Below are 17,149 nucleotides of genomic sequence, written 5' to 3'. Positions count from 1 at the left end.
GCCCGCCCCCACTGTCGGCACCACGTGCGAGGATCGGACCCACAGGTCCCGCAGGCACAGAGGTCACGGACACAAGGCACGGACACAAGGCACGGACACCCACGTCCGCCGCCCCACCTCCACAGACCCCCGCCGCACGGACCGCACGCCACGGACACCCAGCATTCCCGCGCCAAGCGAAGGAGAGCCCCGCGATGGCAACGAAGCCGCCCAAGGCCGACCCGGTCCAGGACGCGCCCCAGGTCGCCGAGCCGAAGCACGCGGCGGCGGGCCTCCCGGCCATCGGGCACTCCCTGCGGATCGCCCAGCAGCAGATGGGCGTGAAGCGCACCGCGCTCACCCTGCTGCGCGTCAACCAGAAGGACGGCTTCGACTGCCCCGGCTGCGCCTGGCCGGAACCGGACCACCGGCACGCGGCGGAGTTCTGCGAGAACGGCGCGAAGGCGGTGGCGGAGGAGGCGACGCTGCGCCGCGTCACCCCGGAGTTCTTCGCCGCGCACCCGGTCGCCGACCTCGCCACCCGGAGCGGCTACTGGCTGGGCCAGCAGGGCCGGCTGACGCACCCCATGTACCTCCCCGAGGGGGCGGAGCACTACGAGCCGGTCTCCTGGGACCGCGCCTTCGACATCATCGCCGAGGAGACGGCCGCCCTGGCCTCCCCCGACGAGGCCGTCTTCTACACCTCGGGCCGCACGGGCAACGAGGCGGCGTTCCTGTACCAGCTCTTCGCGCGCGAACTGGGCACCAACAACCTGCCGGACTGCTCCAACATGTGCCACGAGTCGTCCGGCTCGGCCCTGGTGGAGACGATCGGCATCGGCAAGGGCAGCGTCCTGCTGGAGGACCTCTACAAGGCGGACCTGATCATCGTCGCCGGCCAGAACCCCGGCACGAACCATCCGCGCATGCTGTCCGCCCTGGAGAAGGCGAAGGCGAACGGCGCGAAGGTCATCAGCGTGAACCCGCTGCCCGAGGCGGGCCTGGAGCGCTTCAAGAACCCGCAGACCCCCAAGGGCCTCACCGCGGGCGCCGCGCTCACCGACCTGTTCCTGCAGATCCGCATCGGCGGCGACCAGGCCCTCTTCCGCCTCCTCAACAAACTGATCCTGGAGGCGGACGGCGCGGTCGACCGGGCGTTCGTCGAGGAACACACGCACGGCTTCGAGGAGTTCGCCGAGGCCGCCCGCGCCGCCGACTGGGACGACACGCTGACGGCGACGGGCCTCACGCGCGCGCAGATCGAGGAAGCCCTGCGCATGGTGCTCGCCTCGCAGCGCACCATCGTCTGCTGGGCGATGGGCCTGACCCAGCACAAGCACTCCGTGCCGACCATCCGCGAGGTGGTCAACTTCCTGCTGCTGCGCGGCAACATCGGCCGGCCGGGCGCGGGCGTCTGCCCGGTGCGCGGCCACTCGAACGTGCAGGGCGACCGCACGATGGGCATCTTCGAGCGCCCCGCACCCGCCTTCCTGGACGCCCTGGAGCGGGAGTTCGGCTTCGCACCGCCGCGTGAGCACGGCTTCGACGTCGTCCGGGCGATCCGCGCCCTGCGCGACGGCGAGGCGAAGGTGTTCTTCGCGATGGGCGGCAACTTCGTCTCCGCCTCTCCCGACACCGACGTCACCGAGGCGGCCATGCGGCGCGCCCGGCTGACGGTGCACGTGTCGACGAAGCTCAACCGCTCGCACGTCGTGACGGGCGCGCGTGCGCTGATCCTGCCGACGCTGGGCCGCACCGAGCGCGACCTCCAGGGCAGCGGCGAGCAGTTCGTCACCGTGGAGGACTCCATGGGCATGGTGCACGCCTCGCGCGGCCGGCTGGAGCCGGCGAGCCCGCACCTGCTGTCCGAACCGGCGATCGTGTGCCGTCTGGCCCGGCGGGTGCTCGGCGCGGACAGCAAGGTCCCGTGGGAGGAGTTCGAGAAGGACTACGCCACCGTCCGGGACCGCATCGCGCGCGTGATCCCCGGCTTCGAGGACTTCAACGCGCGCGTGGCCCGCCCCGGCGGCTTCGCGCTGCCGCACGCCCCGCGCGACGAGCGCCGCTTCCCGACGGCCACCGGCAAGGCCAACTTCACCGCGGCGCCGGTGGAGTACCCGACGCTCCCCGAGGGCCGCCTGCTGCTCCAGACGCTGCGCTCGCACGACCAGTACAACACCACGATCTACGGCCTCGACGACCGCTACCGGGGCATCCGGAACGGCCGCCGGGTGGTCCTCGTCAACCCCGAGGACGCGCGGGAGCTGAAGCTCGCGGACGGCTCGTACGTCGACCTGGTCGGCGAGTGGAAGGACGGCGTGGAGCGGCGGGCCCCCGGCTTCCGGGTGGTGCACTACCCGACGGCCCGGGGCTGCGCGGCCGCCTACTACCCGGAGACCAACGTCCTGGTGCCGCTGGACGCCACGGCGGACACCAGCAACACCCCGGCCAGCAAGTCCGTCGTCGTACGTCTGGAACAATCGGCGACCGACTGAGCGTTTGCTCAGCCAGTACGGCGGTGGCGGCCGCCCCGCCGTACCGGTCACGACGAACGGAGCAGGACCCCATGGGCGAGCAGCAGCACGCGAAGTTCCCGCAAGCGGTCATCGACGAGTACGCGGCGCTCGGCGTCGACCTCCCCGCCCTCTTCTCCGCCGGCCACCTGGGCGCCCGCATGGGCGTGCAGATCGTCGAGGCCTCCGCGGACCGGGTCGTGGGCACGATGCCGGTGGAGGGCAACACCCAGCCCTACGGACTGCTGCACGGCGGCGCCTCCGCCGTCCTCGCCGAGACGCTCGGCTCGGTCGGGTCGATGCTGCACGGCGGCAGCTCCAAGATCGCCGTCGGTGTCGACCTCAACTGCACCCACCACCGCGGGGTCCGCTCCGGTCTGGTCACCGGCGTCGCCACCCCCGTCCACCGGGGCCGCTCCACGGCGACGTACGAGATCGTGATCAGCGACGAGGCGGGGCGCCGGGTGTGCACGGCACGGCTGACGTGCCTGCTGCGCGACGTGAACCCCGGCGACGGAGCCCCCGCGGGCGCGGCGGGCTGACGCCCCGCCGGCCCGCGCCCGCCCCTCCGCAGCCGGCCCCACCACCGCAGCCGCCCGCTCCCGCACCCGACCCGCGTTCCGTGCCCCCGCACGCTCGGCGGGCGTTGCCCACCGGGAGCGGGCGCACTAGCGTCGAGGCATGCCGAGCGGACGATCTCCCGGAAACGGAAGGGCACTTGGGCCACGGAAGGCCCCTCCCCTCCCCGCCGCCCCAGCCGGCCGCGTCCCCGGGGAAACCGCGTCCGCACGCCGCCGCACACCCGCCGCCGCGCACGTTCCGGACGGCGAACCGTACCGGCATGTCCGAGAAAGCGGAATGTGCCGATAAAGGCCCGACTCGCTTTCCTTGGCGTAACTCTACGTAATACCGACGCAATACAAGACGACGGCCGGAAACCGCGCGAAGGGTGTGCCCACGCCACTTCCCGCGCCACTTCCCGCACCACTCCAGTCGCTTCCGGCAACACCATCACGTCATCACCAAATCGCCGGACACTACTGAAATCTCAAGCGGGCCATCTGCGGGTTCTCACCATGCGGACAGGGCGAACCAGTCGGAATTCCACGCATCCACCCACCGAGTACCGCTCTGCATTACGTCGTGTCATAACAAGAGAGTCACAGCCTGAGCCAGACCCTCCTCCACCTTCCCCGCGCACGCCTAGAGTCACCGCCAGTCACCGCGCCATCGGATTCGAAGTCATTCGGCCCAGCGCTCGACTCGGCGCGTTCCAGGGGGGACCGCCGTGCCAGGGAAAGGACCTGACTGTGCGTCAACGTTCGATCATCGCCATCACCGCCGCACTCGCGGCGGGATCGCTGACACTCACTGCCTGTGGGTCGCGTGACGACAGCAACAGCGGCAACGGCGACAAGACCACTGTGGTGATCGGAGTCGACGCCCCCGTCACCGGCGACCTGTCGGCCATCGGCCTCGGCATCCAGTACTCCGCCGACCTCGCGGTCAAGACGGCCAACAAAGAAGAGTACGTCGACGGCATCGAGTTCAAACTCGAAGCCCTCGACGACCAGGCCCAGCCCTCCGTCGGCCAGCAGAACGCCCAGAAGTTCATCAGCAACAAGGAAGTCCTCGGCGTCGTGGGCCCGTTGAACTCCAGCGTCTCCCAGCAGATGCAGAAGCCGTTCAACGACGCGGGCCTCACCCAGATCTCCCCCGCCAACACCGGCACCGAACTGACCCAGGGCGACGGCTGGAAGACCGGCAACTCCGTCCGCCAGTTCGACACCTACTTCCGTACCGCCACCACCGACGAGATCCAGGGCGCCTTCGCCGCCCAGTACCTCTACTCCAAGGCCGGCATCAAGAAGGTCTACCTCATGGACGACCAGAAGACCTACGGCGCCGGACTCGCAGCCTCCTTCAAGACCAACTACACCGCACTCGGCGGGCAGATCGTCGGCACCGACCACGTCAACCCCGACGACCGCGACTTCAACGCCGTCGTCGCCAAGATCAAGAAGACCGGCGCCCAGGCCCTCTACTACGGCGGCGAATACCCCGCCGCGGCCCCCCTGAGCCAGCAGCTCAAGGACAGCGGCCAGAACATCCCCCTCATGAGCGGCGACGGCATCTACTCCAGCGAATTCCCCAAGCTCAACAAGAAGGCCGAAGGCGACCTCGCCACCTCCATCGGCAAGCCGGTCGAGCAACTCCCCTCGGCCAAGCAATTCATCGCCGACTACAAGAAGGCCGGCTACAAGGGCGGCTACGAAACCTACGGCGGCCTCGCCTACGACGCCACCTGGGCCATCATCGAAGCCGTCAAGCTCGCCGTCGAGGGCAACGACGGCAAACTGCCCTCCGACGGCCGCAAGGCGGTTCTCGACGCCATGGACAAGATCAAGTTCGAGGGCGTCACCGGCACCGTCTCCTTCGACGAGTTCGGCGACACCACCAACACCCTGATGACCGCCTACAAGATCAAGAACAACGCCTGGGTCCCCGAGTACAGCGATTCCCCCAAGGTCGACTGAGCGAGGCCGCACACCGGACACTCACCGGCCCACACAGTGATCCAGGCCGCGCGGGGGCGCCCCCCCCCCCCCCCCCGCGGCGCCGTATCCGAACCACTCCACGGAGGCCCTGCGGTGCACGAACTGCCGCAACAGCTGGCCAATGGACTCATCCTCGGCGCGATGTACGGTCTCATCGCGATCGGCTACACGATGGTCTACGGCATCGTTCAGCTCATCAACTTCGCCCACGGCGAGATCTTCATGGTCGGGGGCTTCGGCGCCCTCACCGTCTGGCTCGTCCTCCCCGACGGCTTCGCCCTCGGCGCCGCGGTACCCCTCATGATCCTCGGCGGCGTCCTCGTCTCCGTCGCCGTCGCCACCGCCGCCGAACGCTTCGCCTACCGGCCCCTGCGCACCGCACCCCGCCTGGCCCCCCTCATCACCGCCATCGGCCTGTCCATCGTGCTCCAGCAGATCGTCTGGATGTGGTACCCCGACGCCAAGAAGGACCGCCCCTTCCCCCAGTTCGAGGGCGGCCCCGTCGACGTCCTCGGCGCCCACATCCAGCGCGGCGACCTCTTCGTCCTCGTCGCCGCCCCCCTCTGCATGACCGCCCTCGGCCTCTTCGTCACCAAGACCCGCTCCGGCCGCGGCATGCAGGCCACCGCCCAGGACCCCGACACCGCCAAACTCATGGGCATCAACACCGACCGCATCATCGTCATGGCCTTCGCCATCGGCGCCGCCTTCGCCGCCGTCGCCGCCGTCGCCTACGGCCTCAAGAACGGCCAGGTCGGCTTCCGCATGGGCTTCCTGATGGGCCTCAAAGCCTTCACCGCGGCCGTCCTCGGCGGCATCGGCAACATCTACGGCGCCATGCTCGGCGGCATCGTCCTCGGCGTCGCCGAATCCCTCGCCACCGGCTACATCGGCGACATCCCCGGCATGGACCTCTTCGGCGGCGGCGCCTGGAAGGACGTATGGGCCTTCACCCTGCTCATCCTCGTCCTCCTCGTCCGGCCCCAAGGCCTCCTCGGCGAACGCGTCGCGGATCGGGCGTGATACCCATGACAACCAACATCCCCGCCCAGAAGACCACCGGCACCACCACCCCGCCCACCACCGAGGCGGCCCCCCTCATCCCCCTCCCGCCGACCGCGGCCCGCGCCATCACCCTGGCCGGCTCCGCCGTCGCCCTCGCCGGCACCTTCCTCGCCTGGACCTGGACCGAGGAGTTCCCCGGCAACCTCACCGTCACCGGCTACCCCGGCGGCCTCCAGGTCCTCACCCTCACCGGCGCCCTCCTCACCCTCCTCTTCACCCTCGCCGGATGGGGGTCCACCGGCATCAAGGGCCTGCGCTGGCTCATCCCCGGCGGCACCAACAGCCCCGTCCGCCTCCTCTCCCTCGGCGTCCTCGGCACCACCGGCTACGCCATGGGCGCCATCGCCCAGGAACTCGGCGGCCTCGTCAACCTCGAACCCGGCGCCTGGGTCTCCGGCATCGGCGCCCTCGTCGCCACCGCGGGCGCCCTCGGCCTCCCCGCCGACCAGCCCTACGACGCCTCCGACCCCCGGCCCACCCCGTGGGCCCGCCTCCGGCACTCCCTCACCGCCCCCGAGCCCGGCCGCGCGAAGCCGCTCCCCGCCTGGACGGAGATCCTCGTCATCGCCGGGGGCTTCGGCACCGGCCTCTACGTCTTCGCCTACGGCATCGGCACCGAGTACTCCGAACTGTTCATCGGTTTCCTCATCACCACCGCCTTCGCCTTCACCGCCGTCAACCGCGCCGGCCTCCTCAAGCGGCTCTCCGCGCTCACCGCCAAACACCGCAACGTCACCCTGACCGCCGCCTTCGTCGCCGCGATCTGCTTCCCCTTCACCCAGACCAACGACCAGTTCGCCCTCATCGGCGCCAACATCCTCATCTTCGCCACGGTCGCCCTGGGCCTCAACGTCGTCGTCGGTCTCGCCGGCCTCCTCGACCTCGGCTACGTCGCCTTCCTCGGCGTCGGCGCCTACGCAGCCGCCCTCGTCTCCGGCTCCCCCCAGTCGGCCATCGGCGTGCACTTCCCCTTCTGGGCCGCCGTCCTCACCGGCGCCCTCGCCTCACTCGTCTTCGGCGTGGTGATCGGGGCCCCCACCCTCCGGCTGCGCGGCGACTACCTCGCCATCGTCACGCTCGGCTTCGGTGAGATCTTCCGCATCACCATGAACAACCTGAACGGCAACAGCGGACCCGACGTCACCAACGGCTCCAACGGCATCCCCAACATCCCCGACCTGGAAGTCCTCGGGTTCGACCTGGGCCTGCCCCACGACGTCCTCGGCCACGAACTGACCCGCTCCGGCAACTACTACCTGCTGATGCTGCTGTGCACCGCCGTCGTCGTGCTGGTCTTCCGCCGCTCCGCCGAATCCCGCATCGGCCGCGCCTGGGTCGCCATCCGCGAGGACGAGACCGCCGCCACCGCCATGGGCATCAACAGCTTCCGCCTCAAGCTCCTCGCCTTCGCCCTCGGCGCCTCCCTCGCCGGCCTCGCCGGCACCGTCCAGGCGCACGTCTCCTACAGCGTCACGCCCGAGCAGTACCAGTTCGCCGGCTCGGTCCCGCCGAACTCGGCCTTCCTGCTCGCCGCCGTCATCCTCGGCGGCATGGGCACCATCAGCGGACCGCTGATCGGCGCCGCCCTGCTCTACCTCATCCCGGCCAAGCTCCAGTTCATGGCCGAATACCAGCTGCTCCTCTTCGGCATCGCGCTGATGCTCCTGATGCGCTTCCGCCCCGAAGGCCTGGTCGCCGACCGCAGGAAGCAGCTCGAATTCCACGAGACCGGACAACTCGACGTACCGCAGGACACGTCGCTGCCCGAGAGCGCGACCGGCGTCACCAAGGCAGGGGCGTGACCGCCATGACCACCACCACGACCGCACCCACCAGCACCACGGTCCTCGACGCCGGCGGCGTCACCATGCGCTTCGGCGGCCTCACCGCCGTCCGCGGCGTCGACCTCACCGTCGACACCGGCGAGATCGTCGGGCTCATCGGCCCCAACGGCGCCGGCAAGACGACCTTCTTCAACTGCCTCACCGGCCTGTACGTACCGACGGAGGGCACGGTCTCCTACAAGGGCACCGTCCTGCCCCCCAAACCCCACCTGGTCACCCAGGCCGGCATCGCCCGCACCTTCCAGAACATCCGCCTCTTCGCCAACATGACCGTTCTGGAGAACGTCCTGGTCGGACGGCACACCCGGACCAGGGAAGGCCTGTGGTCCGCGCTGCTGAGACTGCCCGGCTTCCGGAAGGCCGAACAGGAGTCCCGCGAACGCGCCATGGAACTCCTGGAGTTCACCGGCCTGGCCGCCAAGGCCGACCACCTCGCCCGCAACCTCCCCTACGGCGAGCAGCGCAAGCTGGAGATCGCCCGCGCGCTGGCCAGCGAACCCGGACTGCTCCTCCTCGACGAGCCGACCGCCGGCATGAACCCGCAGGAGACCCGCGCCGCCGAGGAACTCATCTTCGCGATCCGCGAGAAGGGCATCGCCGTCCTCGTCATCGAGCACGACATCCGGTTCATCATGAACCTCTGCGACCGCGTCGCCGTGCTCGTCCAGGGCGAGAAGATCGTCGAAGGCCCCGCCGAGGTCGTCCAGGCCGACGAACGCGTCATCGCCGCCTACCTCGGCACCCCCTTCGAGGGCGCACCCGGCACGGAGGAGGCCGCCGAGGTCGAGGCGGCCGAGGCGCACAGCACCACAGAAGGGGACGACAAGTGACCGCACTGCTGGAGGTCGAGGACCTCAGGGTCGCCTACGGCAAGATCGAAGCCGTCAAGGGCATCTCGTTCACCGTGAACGCCGGCGAGGTCGTCACCCTCATCGGCACCAACGGCGCCGGCAAGACCACGACCCTTCGGACACTGTCCGGACTGCTCCAGCCGGTCTCCGGCGAGATCAGGTTCGACGGCACGTCACTGAGGAAGATCCCCGCGCACAAGGTCGTCTCCATGGGCCTCGCCCACTCCCCCGAGGGCCGGCACATCTTCCCCCGGATGACCATCGAGGACAACCTCCGCCTCGGCGCCTACCTGCGCACCGACAAAGAGGGCGTCGAGAAGGACATCCGACGCGCCTACGACCTCTTCCCCATCCTCGGAGAGCGCCGCAGGCAAGCCGCGGGCACCCTCTCCGGCGGCGAGCAGCAGATGCTCGCCATGGGACGGGCGCTGATGTCCCGGCCGAAGCTGCTGATGCTCGACGAACCCTCCATGGGCCTCTCACCGATCATGATGCAGAAGATCATGGCGACCATCCGGGAACTGAAGTCCCAGGGCACCACCATCCTGCTCATCGAACAGAACGCCCAGGCCGCCCTCTCCCTCGCCGACCACGGCCACGTCATGGAAGTCGGCAGGATCGTCCTCTCCGGCACCGGACAGGACCTCCTCCACGACGAATCCGTCCGCAAGGCCTACCTCGGCGAAGACTGACCCGCACCCCCGCACCGGCACGACGAGGCCCGCGCCCCTTCCAGGGGGCGCGGGCCTCGCCACGGCTCAGCGGATCCGGCCGGTCAGCCCTTGGACGCCTTCTTCTCCTCCGCGTCCTGAATGACCGCCTCCGCCACCTGCTGCATCGACATCCGCCGGTCCATCGACGTCTTCTGGATCCACCGGAACGCAGCCGGCTCCGACAGCCCGTACTCCGTCTGGAGGATCGACTTCGCCCGATCGACCAGCTTCCGCGTCTCCAGCCGCTGGGTGAGGTCCGCGACCTCCTTCTCCAGCTCCTTCAGCTCCGTGAACCGCGAGACGGCCATCTCGATCGCGGGAACCACGTCGCTCTTGCTGAACGGCTTCACCAGGTACGCCATCGCACCCGCGTCCCGCGCCCGCTCCACCAGGTCGCGCTGCGAGAACGCGGTCAGCATCAGCACCGGCGCGATCCGCTCCTCCGCGATCTTCTCCGCCGCGGAGATGCCGTCCATCTTCGGCATCTTCACGTCCAGGATCACCAGATCCGGCTGGTGCTCACGGGCGAGCTCGATCGCCTGCTCGCCGTCACCGGCCTCACCGACGACGCTGTAGCCCTCCTCCTCCAGCATCTCTTTGAGGTCGAGCCGGATCAGGGCCTCGTCCTCGGCGATGACGACACGGGTCGTCAGCGGAGGCACGTGCGACTTGTCGTCGTCGGGCGCGTCTACGGGCTGGGGCGACTCGGGGGCGGTCACGGGGGCTCCTTGTCAGGGCAGGGGTACTGCTGACAAGAGCCTACCCAGCTACGGTAAGGTGGGGTCACGGCGGGTGGCCGTTGACCTTTCTTTCAAAGGGAGCCCCGGTAGCCCAGCGGTAGAGGCAATGGTCTCAAACACCATACAGCGTCGGTTCGAATCCGACCCGGGGTACTTTTCCTTGGATTCCAAGGAATTGACCGAAAAGCGGATGTTCCCGTTCTCGTGAACATCCGCTTTTTGCTGCGTTCCGCCGCGGTCACGCACGGACAGTGATCGCGCCTCGGCGTACGCCCGCCCCGGCCCCCTCCCCTACGCGTCGTCCTCCCCGATGTGGTGGACGCGGACCAGGTTCGTGGAGCCGGAGACTCCGGGGGGTGAGCCGGCGGTGATGACCACCACGTCTCCCTTCCGGCACCGGCCGTACCTCAGCAGCAGTTCGTCCACCTGGTCGACCATGGCGTCGGTTGAGTCGGCGTGGGGGCCCAGGAAGGTCTCCACGCCCCAGGTGGCGCTGAGCTGGGAGCGGGTCGCGGGTTCCGGGGTGAAGGCGAGGAGGGGGATGGGTGAGCGGTAGCGGGAGAGGCGGCGGGCGGTGTCGCCCGACTGGGTGAAGGCGACGAGGAACCGGGCGCCGAGGAAGTCGCCGATCTCGGCCGCGGCGCGGGCGACGGCGCCGCCCTGGGTGCGGGGTTTGTTGTGTTCGGTGAGCGGCGGGAGGCCCTTGGCGAGGATGTCCTCCTCGGCGGCTTCGACGATCCTGGCCATGGTGCGGACCGTCTGGACGGCGTACTTGCCGACGCTGGTCTCGCCGGAGAGCATCACGGCGTCGGTGCCGTCGATGACGGCGTTGGCGACGTCGCTGGCCTCGGCGCGGGTGGGGCGGGAGTTCTCGATCATGGAGTCGAGCATCTGGGTGGCGACGATGACGGGTTTGGCGTTGCGCCGGGCGAGTGCGATGGCTCGCTTCTGGACGATGGGGACCTGTTCCAGGGGCATCTCGACGCCGAGGTCGCCGCGGGCGACCATGATGCCGTCGAAGGCGGCGACGATGTCGTCGATGTTCTCGACCGCCTGCGGCTTTTCGACCTTGGCGATGACGGGGAGGCGGCGGCCCTCTTCGTCCATGATGCGGTGGACGTCGACGATGTCCTTGCCGTTCCTGACGAAGGAGAGGGCGACGACGTCGAAGCCGGTGCGCAGGGCCCAGCGGAGGTCGTCCTCGTCCTTCTTGGAGAGGGCGGGGACGGACACGGCCACTCCGGGGAGGTTGAGTCCCTTGTGGTCGGAGACGACGCCGCCTTCGATGACGCGGGTGCGGACCCGGGGGCCGTCGACGGCGGTGACTTCGAGGCCGACCCTGCCGTCGTCGACGAGGATGCGTTCGCCCGGGGTGACGTCGGCGGCGAGGCCGGCGTGGGTGGTGCCGCAGATGTGGCGGTCGCCCTGGACGCCTTCCTCGACGGTGATGGTGAAGGTGTCCCCGCGTTCGAGGAGTACGGGGCCTTCGGTGAAGCGGCCGAGGCGGATCTTGGGGCCTTGGAGGTCGGCGAGCAGGCCGACGCTGCGGCCGGTCTCGTCGGAGGCCTTGCGCACGTGCCGGTAGCGCTCCTCGTGTTCGGCGTGGGTGCCGTGGCTGAGGTTGAAGCGGGCGACGTCCATTCCGGCTTCGACCAGGGCCTTCATCTGGTCGTAGCGGTGGGTGGCGGGGCCCAGTGTGCAGACGATTTTCGCTCGGCGCATGGGTCGAGCGTAGGGCTTACCGCCGGGTAGGGAATCGGTGGTGCGTGTCTGCTCAACGTCCTTCGGGTGAAGGCTTGTTGACAGGTGGTGCATTGTGCGGCCGAGTGCTCCGATGAGCACGTCGGGGGGCTTTTCGGTGGGGCCGTCGGGGTGAATGCGCGGGTGGGGCGGGCTCCGGTCGGGGCGGGCCGGCCATACGTCCGGCTCTGATGATGGTTCCCCTGGTTTGGCCTGGTTCGGGGAGTGGGTGGCTCACAGGCGGGGTCACCAGATCGAAACCTGCGGGGTCTGTTGCCGTTCGTCGTGGGCGGGTCAGAATCTACGCGCGTTTGTCTACGCGCCTTTTTCTACGCGGGTTGTCTACGCGCGTCATTGACCGTTCCCCGAGGAGCACAGCATGCCGTTGAACCGTCGTACGTTCCTGCAGAAGTCCGCCGCGACCGGGGCGGGGGTGGCGGTCGCGGGGGCGGCCGCGGCGCCGGCGGCTCAGGCGGCGGAGTCCGGTGGGCAGGGGAAGTCGGGAAAGTCGGCGAAGCGGTACTCGCTGACGGTGATGGGGACGACGGATCTGCACGGGCACGTCTTCAACTGGGACTACTTCAAGGACGCGGAGTACACGGACACTCAGGGCAACGCCCAGGGTCTGGCGCGGGTTTCGACGCTGGTGAACCAGATCCGCAAGGAGCGGGGCCGGGAGAACACGCTGCTGCTGGACGCGGGTGACACGATCCAGGGGACGCCGCTGACGTACTACTACGCGAAGGTGGACCCGATCACCGCGCAGGGCGGTCCGGTGCATCCGATGGCGCAGGCGATGAACGCGATCGGGTATGACGCGGTGGCGTTGGGCAATCACGAGTTCAATTACGGGATCGAGACACTGCGGAAGTTCGAGGAGCAGTGCGATTTCCCGCTGCTGGGCGCGAACGCGCTGGACGCCAAGACGCTGAAGCCGGCATTTCCTCCGTACTTCATCAAGAAGTTCGCGGTGAAGGGTGCTCCGCCGGTGAGGGTGGCGGTGCTGGGTCTGACGAATCCGGGGATCGCGATCTGGGACAAGGCGTACGTGCAGGGGAAGCTGACGTTCCCTGGCCTGGAGGAGCAGGCGGCGAAGTGGGTGCCGAAGCTGCGGTCGATGGGTGCGGACGTGGTGGTGGTGTCGGCGCACTCGGGTGCGTCGGGTACGTCGTCGTACGGTGACCAGTTGCCGTACGTGGAGAATTCGGCGGCGTTGGTGGCGCAGCAGGTGCCGGGGATCGACGCGATTCTCGTGGGTCACGCGCATGTGGAGATCGCGGAGCTGAAGGTCACCAACGAGCGGACGGGGAAGACGGTGGTGCTGTCGGAGCCGTTGGCGTATGCGGAGCGGTTGTCGTTGTTCGACATCGAGCTGGTGTTCGCCGAGGGGCGCTGGACGGTCGAGTCGGTCGCGGCGTCGGTGCGGAACGCGAACACGGTGGCGGACGACCCGAGGATCACGAAGCTGTTGTCGGACGAGCACGCGCAGGTCGTGGCGTACGTCAATCAGGTCGTCGGGTCGGCGACGGAGACGTTGACGACGGTGGAGGCGCGGTACAAGGACGCCCCGATCATCGACCTGATCACGAAGGTGCAGGAGGACGTGGTGAAGGCGGCGCTGGTGGGGACGTCGTACGCGTCGCTGCCGGTGATCGCGCAGGCGTCGCCGTTCTCGCGGACGTCCGAGATCCCGGCGGGTGAGGTGACGATCCGGGATCTGTCGAGTCTGTACGTGTACGACAACACGTTGGTGGCGAAGGTGATGACGGGTGCGCAGGTGCGGGCGTACCTGGAGTACTCGGCGGAGTACTTCGTGCAGACGGCGGCGGACGCGGTGGTCGACGTGGAGAAGCTGACGAACGCGAACAGCCGTCCGGACTACAACTACGACTATGTGTCGGGGCTGGCGTACGAGATCGACATCGCGCAGGCGCCGGGGTCGCGGATCAAGAACCTGACGTACGGGGGCGCGGCCCTGGACGACGCCCAGGAGTTCGTGCTCGCGGTGAACAACTACCGGGCGAACGGCGGTGGCGCGTTCCCGCACGTGGCGTCCGCGACCGAGGTGTGGTCGGAGTCGACGGAGATCCGGACGCGGATCGCGGAGTGGGTGACGGCGAAGGGTGTGCTGGATCCGGCGGATTTCGCGTCGGCGGACTGGAAGCTGACGCGGAACGGGACGCCGGTGTTCTAGGCCTGTCGGGTTGAGGTGGTGGTCTCAGGTCCCGTCCCGTAGGGGGGTCAGGGTTTCCGGCCGGCGTGCGGGCGGGATCTGGGGCTGTCGTGGTGCGAGGCCGAAGGTGGTGAAGGCGGTGCGTGGGGGCAGGGGGTAGAGCTCCTTGCCGGTGAGGGTGTTGAGGATGGTGGCGCTGCGCCAGGCGGCGAGGCCGAGGTCGGGGGCGCCGACGCCGTGGGTGTGGCGTTCGGCGTTCTGGACGTGGAGGGTGCTGCCGGTGGCGGTGATGGCGGGGTCGAGGACGAGGCGGAAGTGTTCGTCGATGCGGGGGCGTTCGCTGTTGTCGCGGCGGAGGTAGGGGTCGAGGCCGGCGAGGAGGCGGTCGAGGGAGCGCTCTCGGTGGCCGGTGGCGAGGACGACGGCGTCGGTGGTGAGGCGGCTGCGGGTGTTCTGGTGGATGTGTTCGAGGTGGAGTTCGATTTTGGTGGTGGCGATGCGGCCGGCGGTGCGGACGCGGACTCCGGGGGTGAGGACGGTGTCGGGCCAGCCGCCGTGGAGGGTGCGCCGGTAGAGCTCGTCGTGGATGGCGGCGAGGGTGGTGGCGTCGATGCCTTTGTGGAGTTGCCATTGGCTGTCGACGAGGCGGTCGCGGACGGTTTCGGGGAGGGCGTGGAAGTAGCGGGTGTAGTCGGGGGTGAAGTGTTCGAGGCCGAGTCTGGAGTACTCCATGGGGGCGAACGCCGCGGTGCGGCCGATCCAGTGGAGTCGTTCGCGGCCGGTGGGGCGGTGGCGGAGGAGGTCGAGGAAGATCTCGGCGCCGGACTGTCCTGAGCCGACGACGGTGACGTGGCCGGCGGCGAGGAGGGTGGTGCGGTGGCGGAGGTAGTCGGAGGCGTGGAGGACGGGGACGTGGGGGTCGTCGGTGAGGGGGCGCAGGGGGTCGGGGACGTGGGGTTCGGTGCCGATGCCGAGGACGACGTTCTTGGCGTGGGTGCGGCCGTGGGCTCGGGCTTCTCCGTCGGGGCCGAGGTGGGTGTGGTCGATCTCGAAGAGGTCGCGGTCGGGGTTCCAGTGGACGGCGTCGACCCGGTGGCGGAAGTGGAGTGCGGGGAGGTGCTCGGCGACCCAGCGGCAGTAGGCGTCGTATTCGGCGCGGGGGGTGTGGAAGCGCTCGGCGAAGTAGAAGGGGTAGAGGCGGTGGTGGGCTCTGAGGTAGTTGAGGAAGGTCCAGGGGCTGGTGGGGTCGGCGAGGGTGACGAGGTCGGCGAGGAAGGGGACCTGGGTGCGGGCGCCGTCGATGAGGAGGCCGGGGTGCCAGGTGAAGGCGGGGCGCTGGTCGTAGAAGACGGTGTCGAGTGTGGTGAGGGGGTGGGCGAGGGCGGCGAGGGAGAGGTTGCAGGGGCCGATGCCGATGCCGACGAGGTCGCGGGGGGTGTCGGTGGGGTGGTGGGGGACGGTGTTCACGCGGGGGTGGGTCCTTCGCTCGCGAGGGTGAGGAGGGTGGTGAGGTCGCGGGGGTGGGTGTGGGGGTTGAGGAGGGTGGTCTTGAGCCAGAGGCGGCCGTCGAGGCGGGCGCGGCCGAGGACGGCGTGTCCTTCGGTGAGGAGCCGGCGGCGGAGGGCGGCGACGGTGTCGTCGGTGGCGCCGGTGGGCCGGAAGAGGACGGTGGTGAGGGTGGGGCGGTCGTAGAGGTCGAGGGCGGGGTGGTCGTGGATGAGGTCGGCGAGGGTCTGGGCGTGGGCGCAGACCTGGTCGACGAGGGCGGCGAGGCCGGTGCGGCCGAGGGTCTTGAGGGTGACGGCGATCTTGAGGATGTCGGGCCGGCGGGTGGTGCGGGGGGAGCGGGCGAGGAGGTCGGGGAGGCCCGCGTCGGTGTCGTCGTCGGCGTTGAGGTAGTCGGTGGCGTGGTGGAGGGCCGTGAGGTCGGCGGGGTCGCGGACGGCGAGGAGGCCGGCGGCGGCCGGTTGCCAGCCGAGCTTGTGCAGGTCGAGGGTGACGGTGTGGGCGGCGTCCAGGCCGGTGAGGCGGTGGCGGTGGCGGTCGCTGAAGAGGAGTGGTCCGCCGTAGGCGGCGTCGATGTGGAGGCGGGCGCGGTGGGCGCCGGCGAGGCCGGCGATGTCGGGGAGGGGGTCGATGAGGCCGGCGTCGGTGGTGCCGGCGGTGGCGGCGACGAGGACGGGGCCGGTCAGGTCGGTGAGGGCGTGGTGGAGGGCGGTGGGGTCGAGGGTGCCGGTGGGGGTGGGGAGGGCGAGGGGGTCGGGGAGGCCGAGGAGCCAGGCGGCGCGGGGCAGGGAGTGGTGGGCGTTGGCGCCGTGGACGAGGCGGAGGCGGGGGCCGTGGCGTTCGCGGGCGAGGAGGAGGGCGAGCTGGTTGGATTCGGTGCCGCCGGTGGTGACGAGGGCGTCGGTGAGGCCGGCTTCCCGGGCGAGGGCGCGGGTGACCCGGGCTTCGAGTGCGGAGGCGGCGGGGGCCTGGTCCCAGGAGTCGAGGGAGGGGTTGAGGGCGGAGGCGGCGAGGTCGGCGGCGGTGGCGACGGCGAGGGGCGGGCAGTGCAGGTGCGCCGCGCACAGGGGGTGGGCGGGGTCGGCGGCGCCCTCGGCGAGGGCGTGGACGAGATCACGCAGGGCGTGGGGGTCGCCTTCGGCGGGCAGGACCTCGCCGAGGGCGTGGTCGACGCGTGCGGCGACCGCGGCGGGGCCGCCGGCGGGCAGGGGGCCGCCGCGGGCTCGGGTGCCGGTGCGCAGGGCGTCGAGGACCGTGTCGAGCAGGGGCCGCAGGTCGCCGGTGGGGCCTTGGGGGCCCGAGGCGAGGGGCGGAAGGCTCATGGGGCTCCTCCGGGGGCGGGGAGTCCCAGTGTGTCGCCGGGCACGGTGAAACGCGGTGTGGGCTGCGGGAATTGGACCCGAAAGTGGGAGCGTGGGGGGTGGTGGTGCGGGTGGTGACGGGTGGTGCCGGGGCTGGCGTGGGGGG

12 protein-coding genes and 1 tRNA gene are annotated in these 17,149 nt (G+C 70.0%); 9 read left to right on the top strand and 4 right to left on the bottom strand.

All coding sequences use genetic code 11. The features are described 5' to 3' along the window. The first annotated feature begins 194 nt into the window (after positions 1-194). The 7 genes from ACZ3KJ_RS04995 to ACZ3KJ_RS04965 all read left to right on the top strand — a co-directional run bounded on the left by ACZ3KJ_RS04995 (position 195) and on the right by ACZ3KJ_RS04965 (position 9,502). Positions 195-2,474 carry an FdhF/YdeP family oxidoreductase gene (locus ACZ3KJ_RS04995; protein ID WP_467524650.1) on the top strand — a complete coding sequence of 760 codons (2,280 nt, stop codon included), beginning with the start codon at positions 195-197 and terminating at the stop codon, positions 2,472-2,474. 71 nt (positions 2,475-2,545) lie between these two features. Continuing rightward, positions 2,546-3,034 (top strand): hotdog fold thioesterase, encoded by a 489-nt coding sequence (locus ACZ3KJ_RS04990; RefSeq protein ID WP_467524648.1) that lies wholly within the window; start codon positions 2,546-2,548, stop codon positions 3,032-3,034. Positions 3,035-3,802: 768 nt separating this feature from the next. Continuing rightward, positions 3,803-5,029 (top strand): branched-chain amino acid ABC transporter substrate-binding protein, encoded by a 1,227-nt coding sequence (locus ACZ3KJ_RS04985; RefSeq protein ID WP_467524646.1) that lies wholly within the window; start codon positions 3,803-3,805, stop codon positions 5,027-5,029. Between the two features lie 114 nt (positions 5,030-5,143). Further along, positions 5,144-6,073 carry a branched-chain amino acid ABC transporter permease gene (locus ACZ3KJ_RS04980; RefSeq protein WP_467524644.1) on the top strand — a complete coding sequence of 310 codons (930 nt, stop codon included), beginning with the start codon at positions 5,144-5,146 and terminating at the stop codon, positions 6,071-6,073. Between the two features lie 5 nt (positions 6,074-6,078). After that, positions 6,079-7,917 carry a branched-chain amino acid ABC transporter permease gene (locus tag ACZ3KJ_RS04975; RefSeq protein WP_467524642.1) on the top strand — a complete coding sequence of 613 codons (1,839 nt, stop codon included), beginning with the start codon at positions 6,079-6,081 and terminating at the stop codon, positions 7,915-7,917. Positions 7,918-7,922: 5 nt separating this feature from the next. Then, entirely contained in the window at positions 7,923-8,789 is an 867-nt protein-coding gene (locus ACZ3KJ_RS04970; RefSeq protein ID WP_467524640.1) for an ABC transporter ATP-binding protein, read from the top strand. Further along, on the top strand, positions 8,786-9,502 hold the full coding sequence (locus tag ACZ3KJ_RS04965; RefSeq protein ID WP_467524638.1) for an ABC transporter ATP-binding protein: 717 nt from the start codon (positions 8,786-8,788) through the stop codon (positions 9,500-9,502). Before ACZ3KJ_RS04970 ends, ACZ3KJ_RS04965 begins: the two co-directional genes overlap by 4 nt. 83 nt (positions 9,503-9,585) lie before the next feature. Here ACZ3KJ_RS04965 and ACZ3KJ_RS04960 read toward each other — a convergent pair whose 3' ends face one another. Continuing rightward, positions 9,586-10,242 (bottom strand): ANTAR domain-containing response regulator, encoded by a 657-nt coding sequence (locus tag ACZ3KJ_RS04960; RefSeq protein ID WP_467524636.1) that lies wholly within the window; start codon positions 10,240-10,242, stop codon positions 9,586-9,588. Between the two features lie 101 nt (positions 10,243-10,343). Between ACZ3KJ_RS04960 and ACZ3KJ_RS04955 the strand changes: the two genes are divergently transcribed. Next, positions 10,344-10,416: transfer RNA gene (locus tag ACZ3KJ_RS04955), tRNA-Leu, on the top strand. Positions 10,417-10,554: 138 nt separating this feature from the next. On the opposite strand, the gene pyk is transcribed toward ACZ3KJ_RS04955, so the two are convergent. Then, a complete protein-coding gene (gene pyk / locus ACZ3KJ_RS04950; protein ID WP_467524634.1) occupies positions 10,555-11,985 on the bottom strand; it encodes a pyruvate kinase in 1,431 nt (476 codons plus the stop codon). 397 nt (positions 11,986-12,382) lie between these two features. On the opposite strand from pyk, the gene ACZ3KJ_RS04945 reads away from it, so the two are divergent. Next, the gene (locus tag ACZ3KJ_RS04945; RefSeq protein WP_467524632.1) at positions 12,383-14,197 is read left to right on the top strand and encodes a bifunctional metallophosphatase/5'-nucleotidase; all 1,815 of its coding nucleotides are present in this window, start codon (positions 12,383-12,385) and stop codon (positions 14,195-14,197) included. 24 nt (positions 14,198-14,221) lie between these two features. Here the strand turns inward: ACZ3KJ_RS04945 and ACZ3KJ_RS04940 are convergent, their stop codons facing one another. After that, on the bottom strand, positions 14,222-15,643 hold the full coding sequence (locus tag ACZ3KJ_RS04940) for a lysine N(6)-hydroxylase/L-ornithine N(5)-oxygenase family protein (protein WP_467524630.1): 1,422 nt from the start codon (positions 15,641-15,643) through the stop codon (positions 14,222-14,224). Then, positions 15,640-17,004, bottom strand: a complete 1,365-nt coding sequence (locus ACZ3KJ_RS04935) for a pyridoxal phosphate-dependent decarboxylase family protein (RefSeq protein ID WP_467524628.1) — start codon at positions 17,002-17,004, stop codon at positions 15,640-15,642. The genes ACZ3KJ_RS04940 and ACZ3KJ_RS04935 overlap by 4 nt, the downstream gene beginning before the upstream one ends. Positions 17,005-17,149 lie beyond the last annotated feature (145 nt).

The sequence above is a fragment of the Streptomyces sp. NPDC003248 genome (assembly GCF_055563235.1).
Note: the sequence above shows the minus strand (reverse complement) of the source record. Positions and strands in the feature narration are given on the sequence as shown.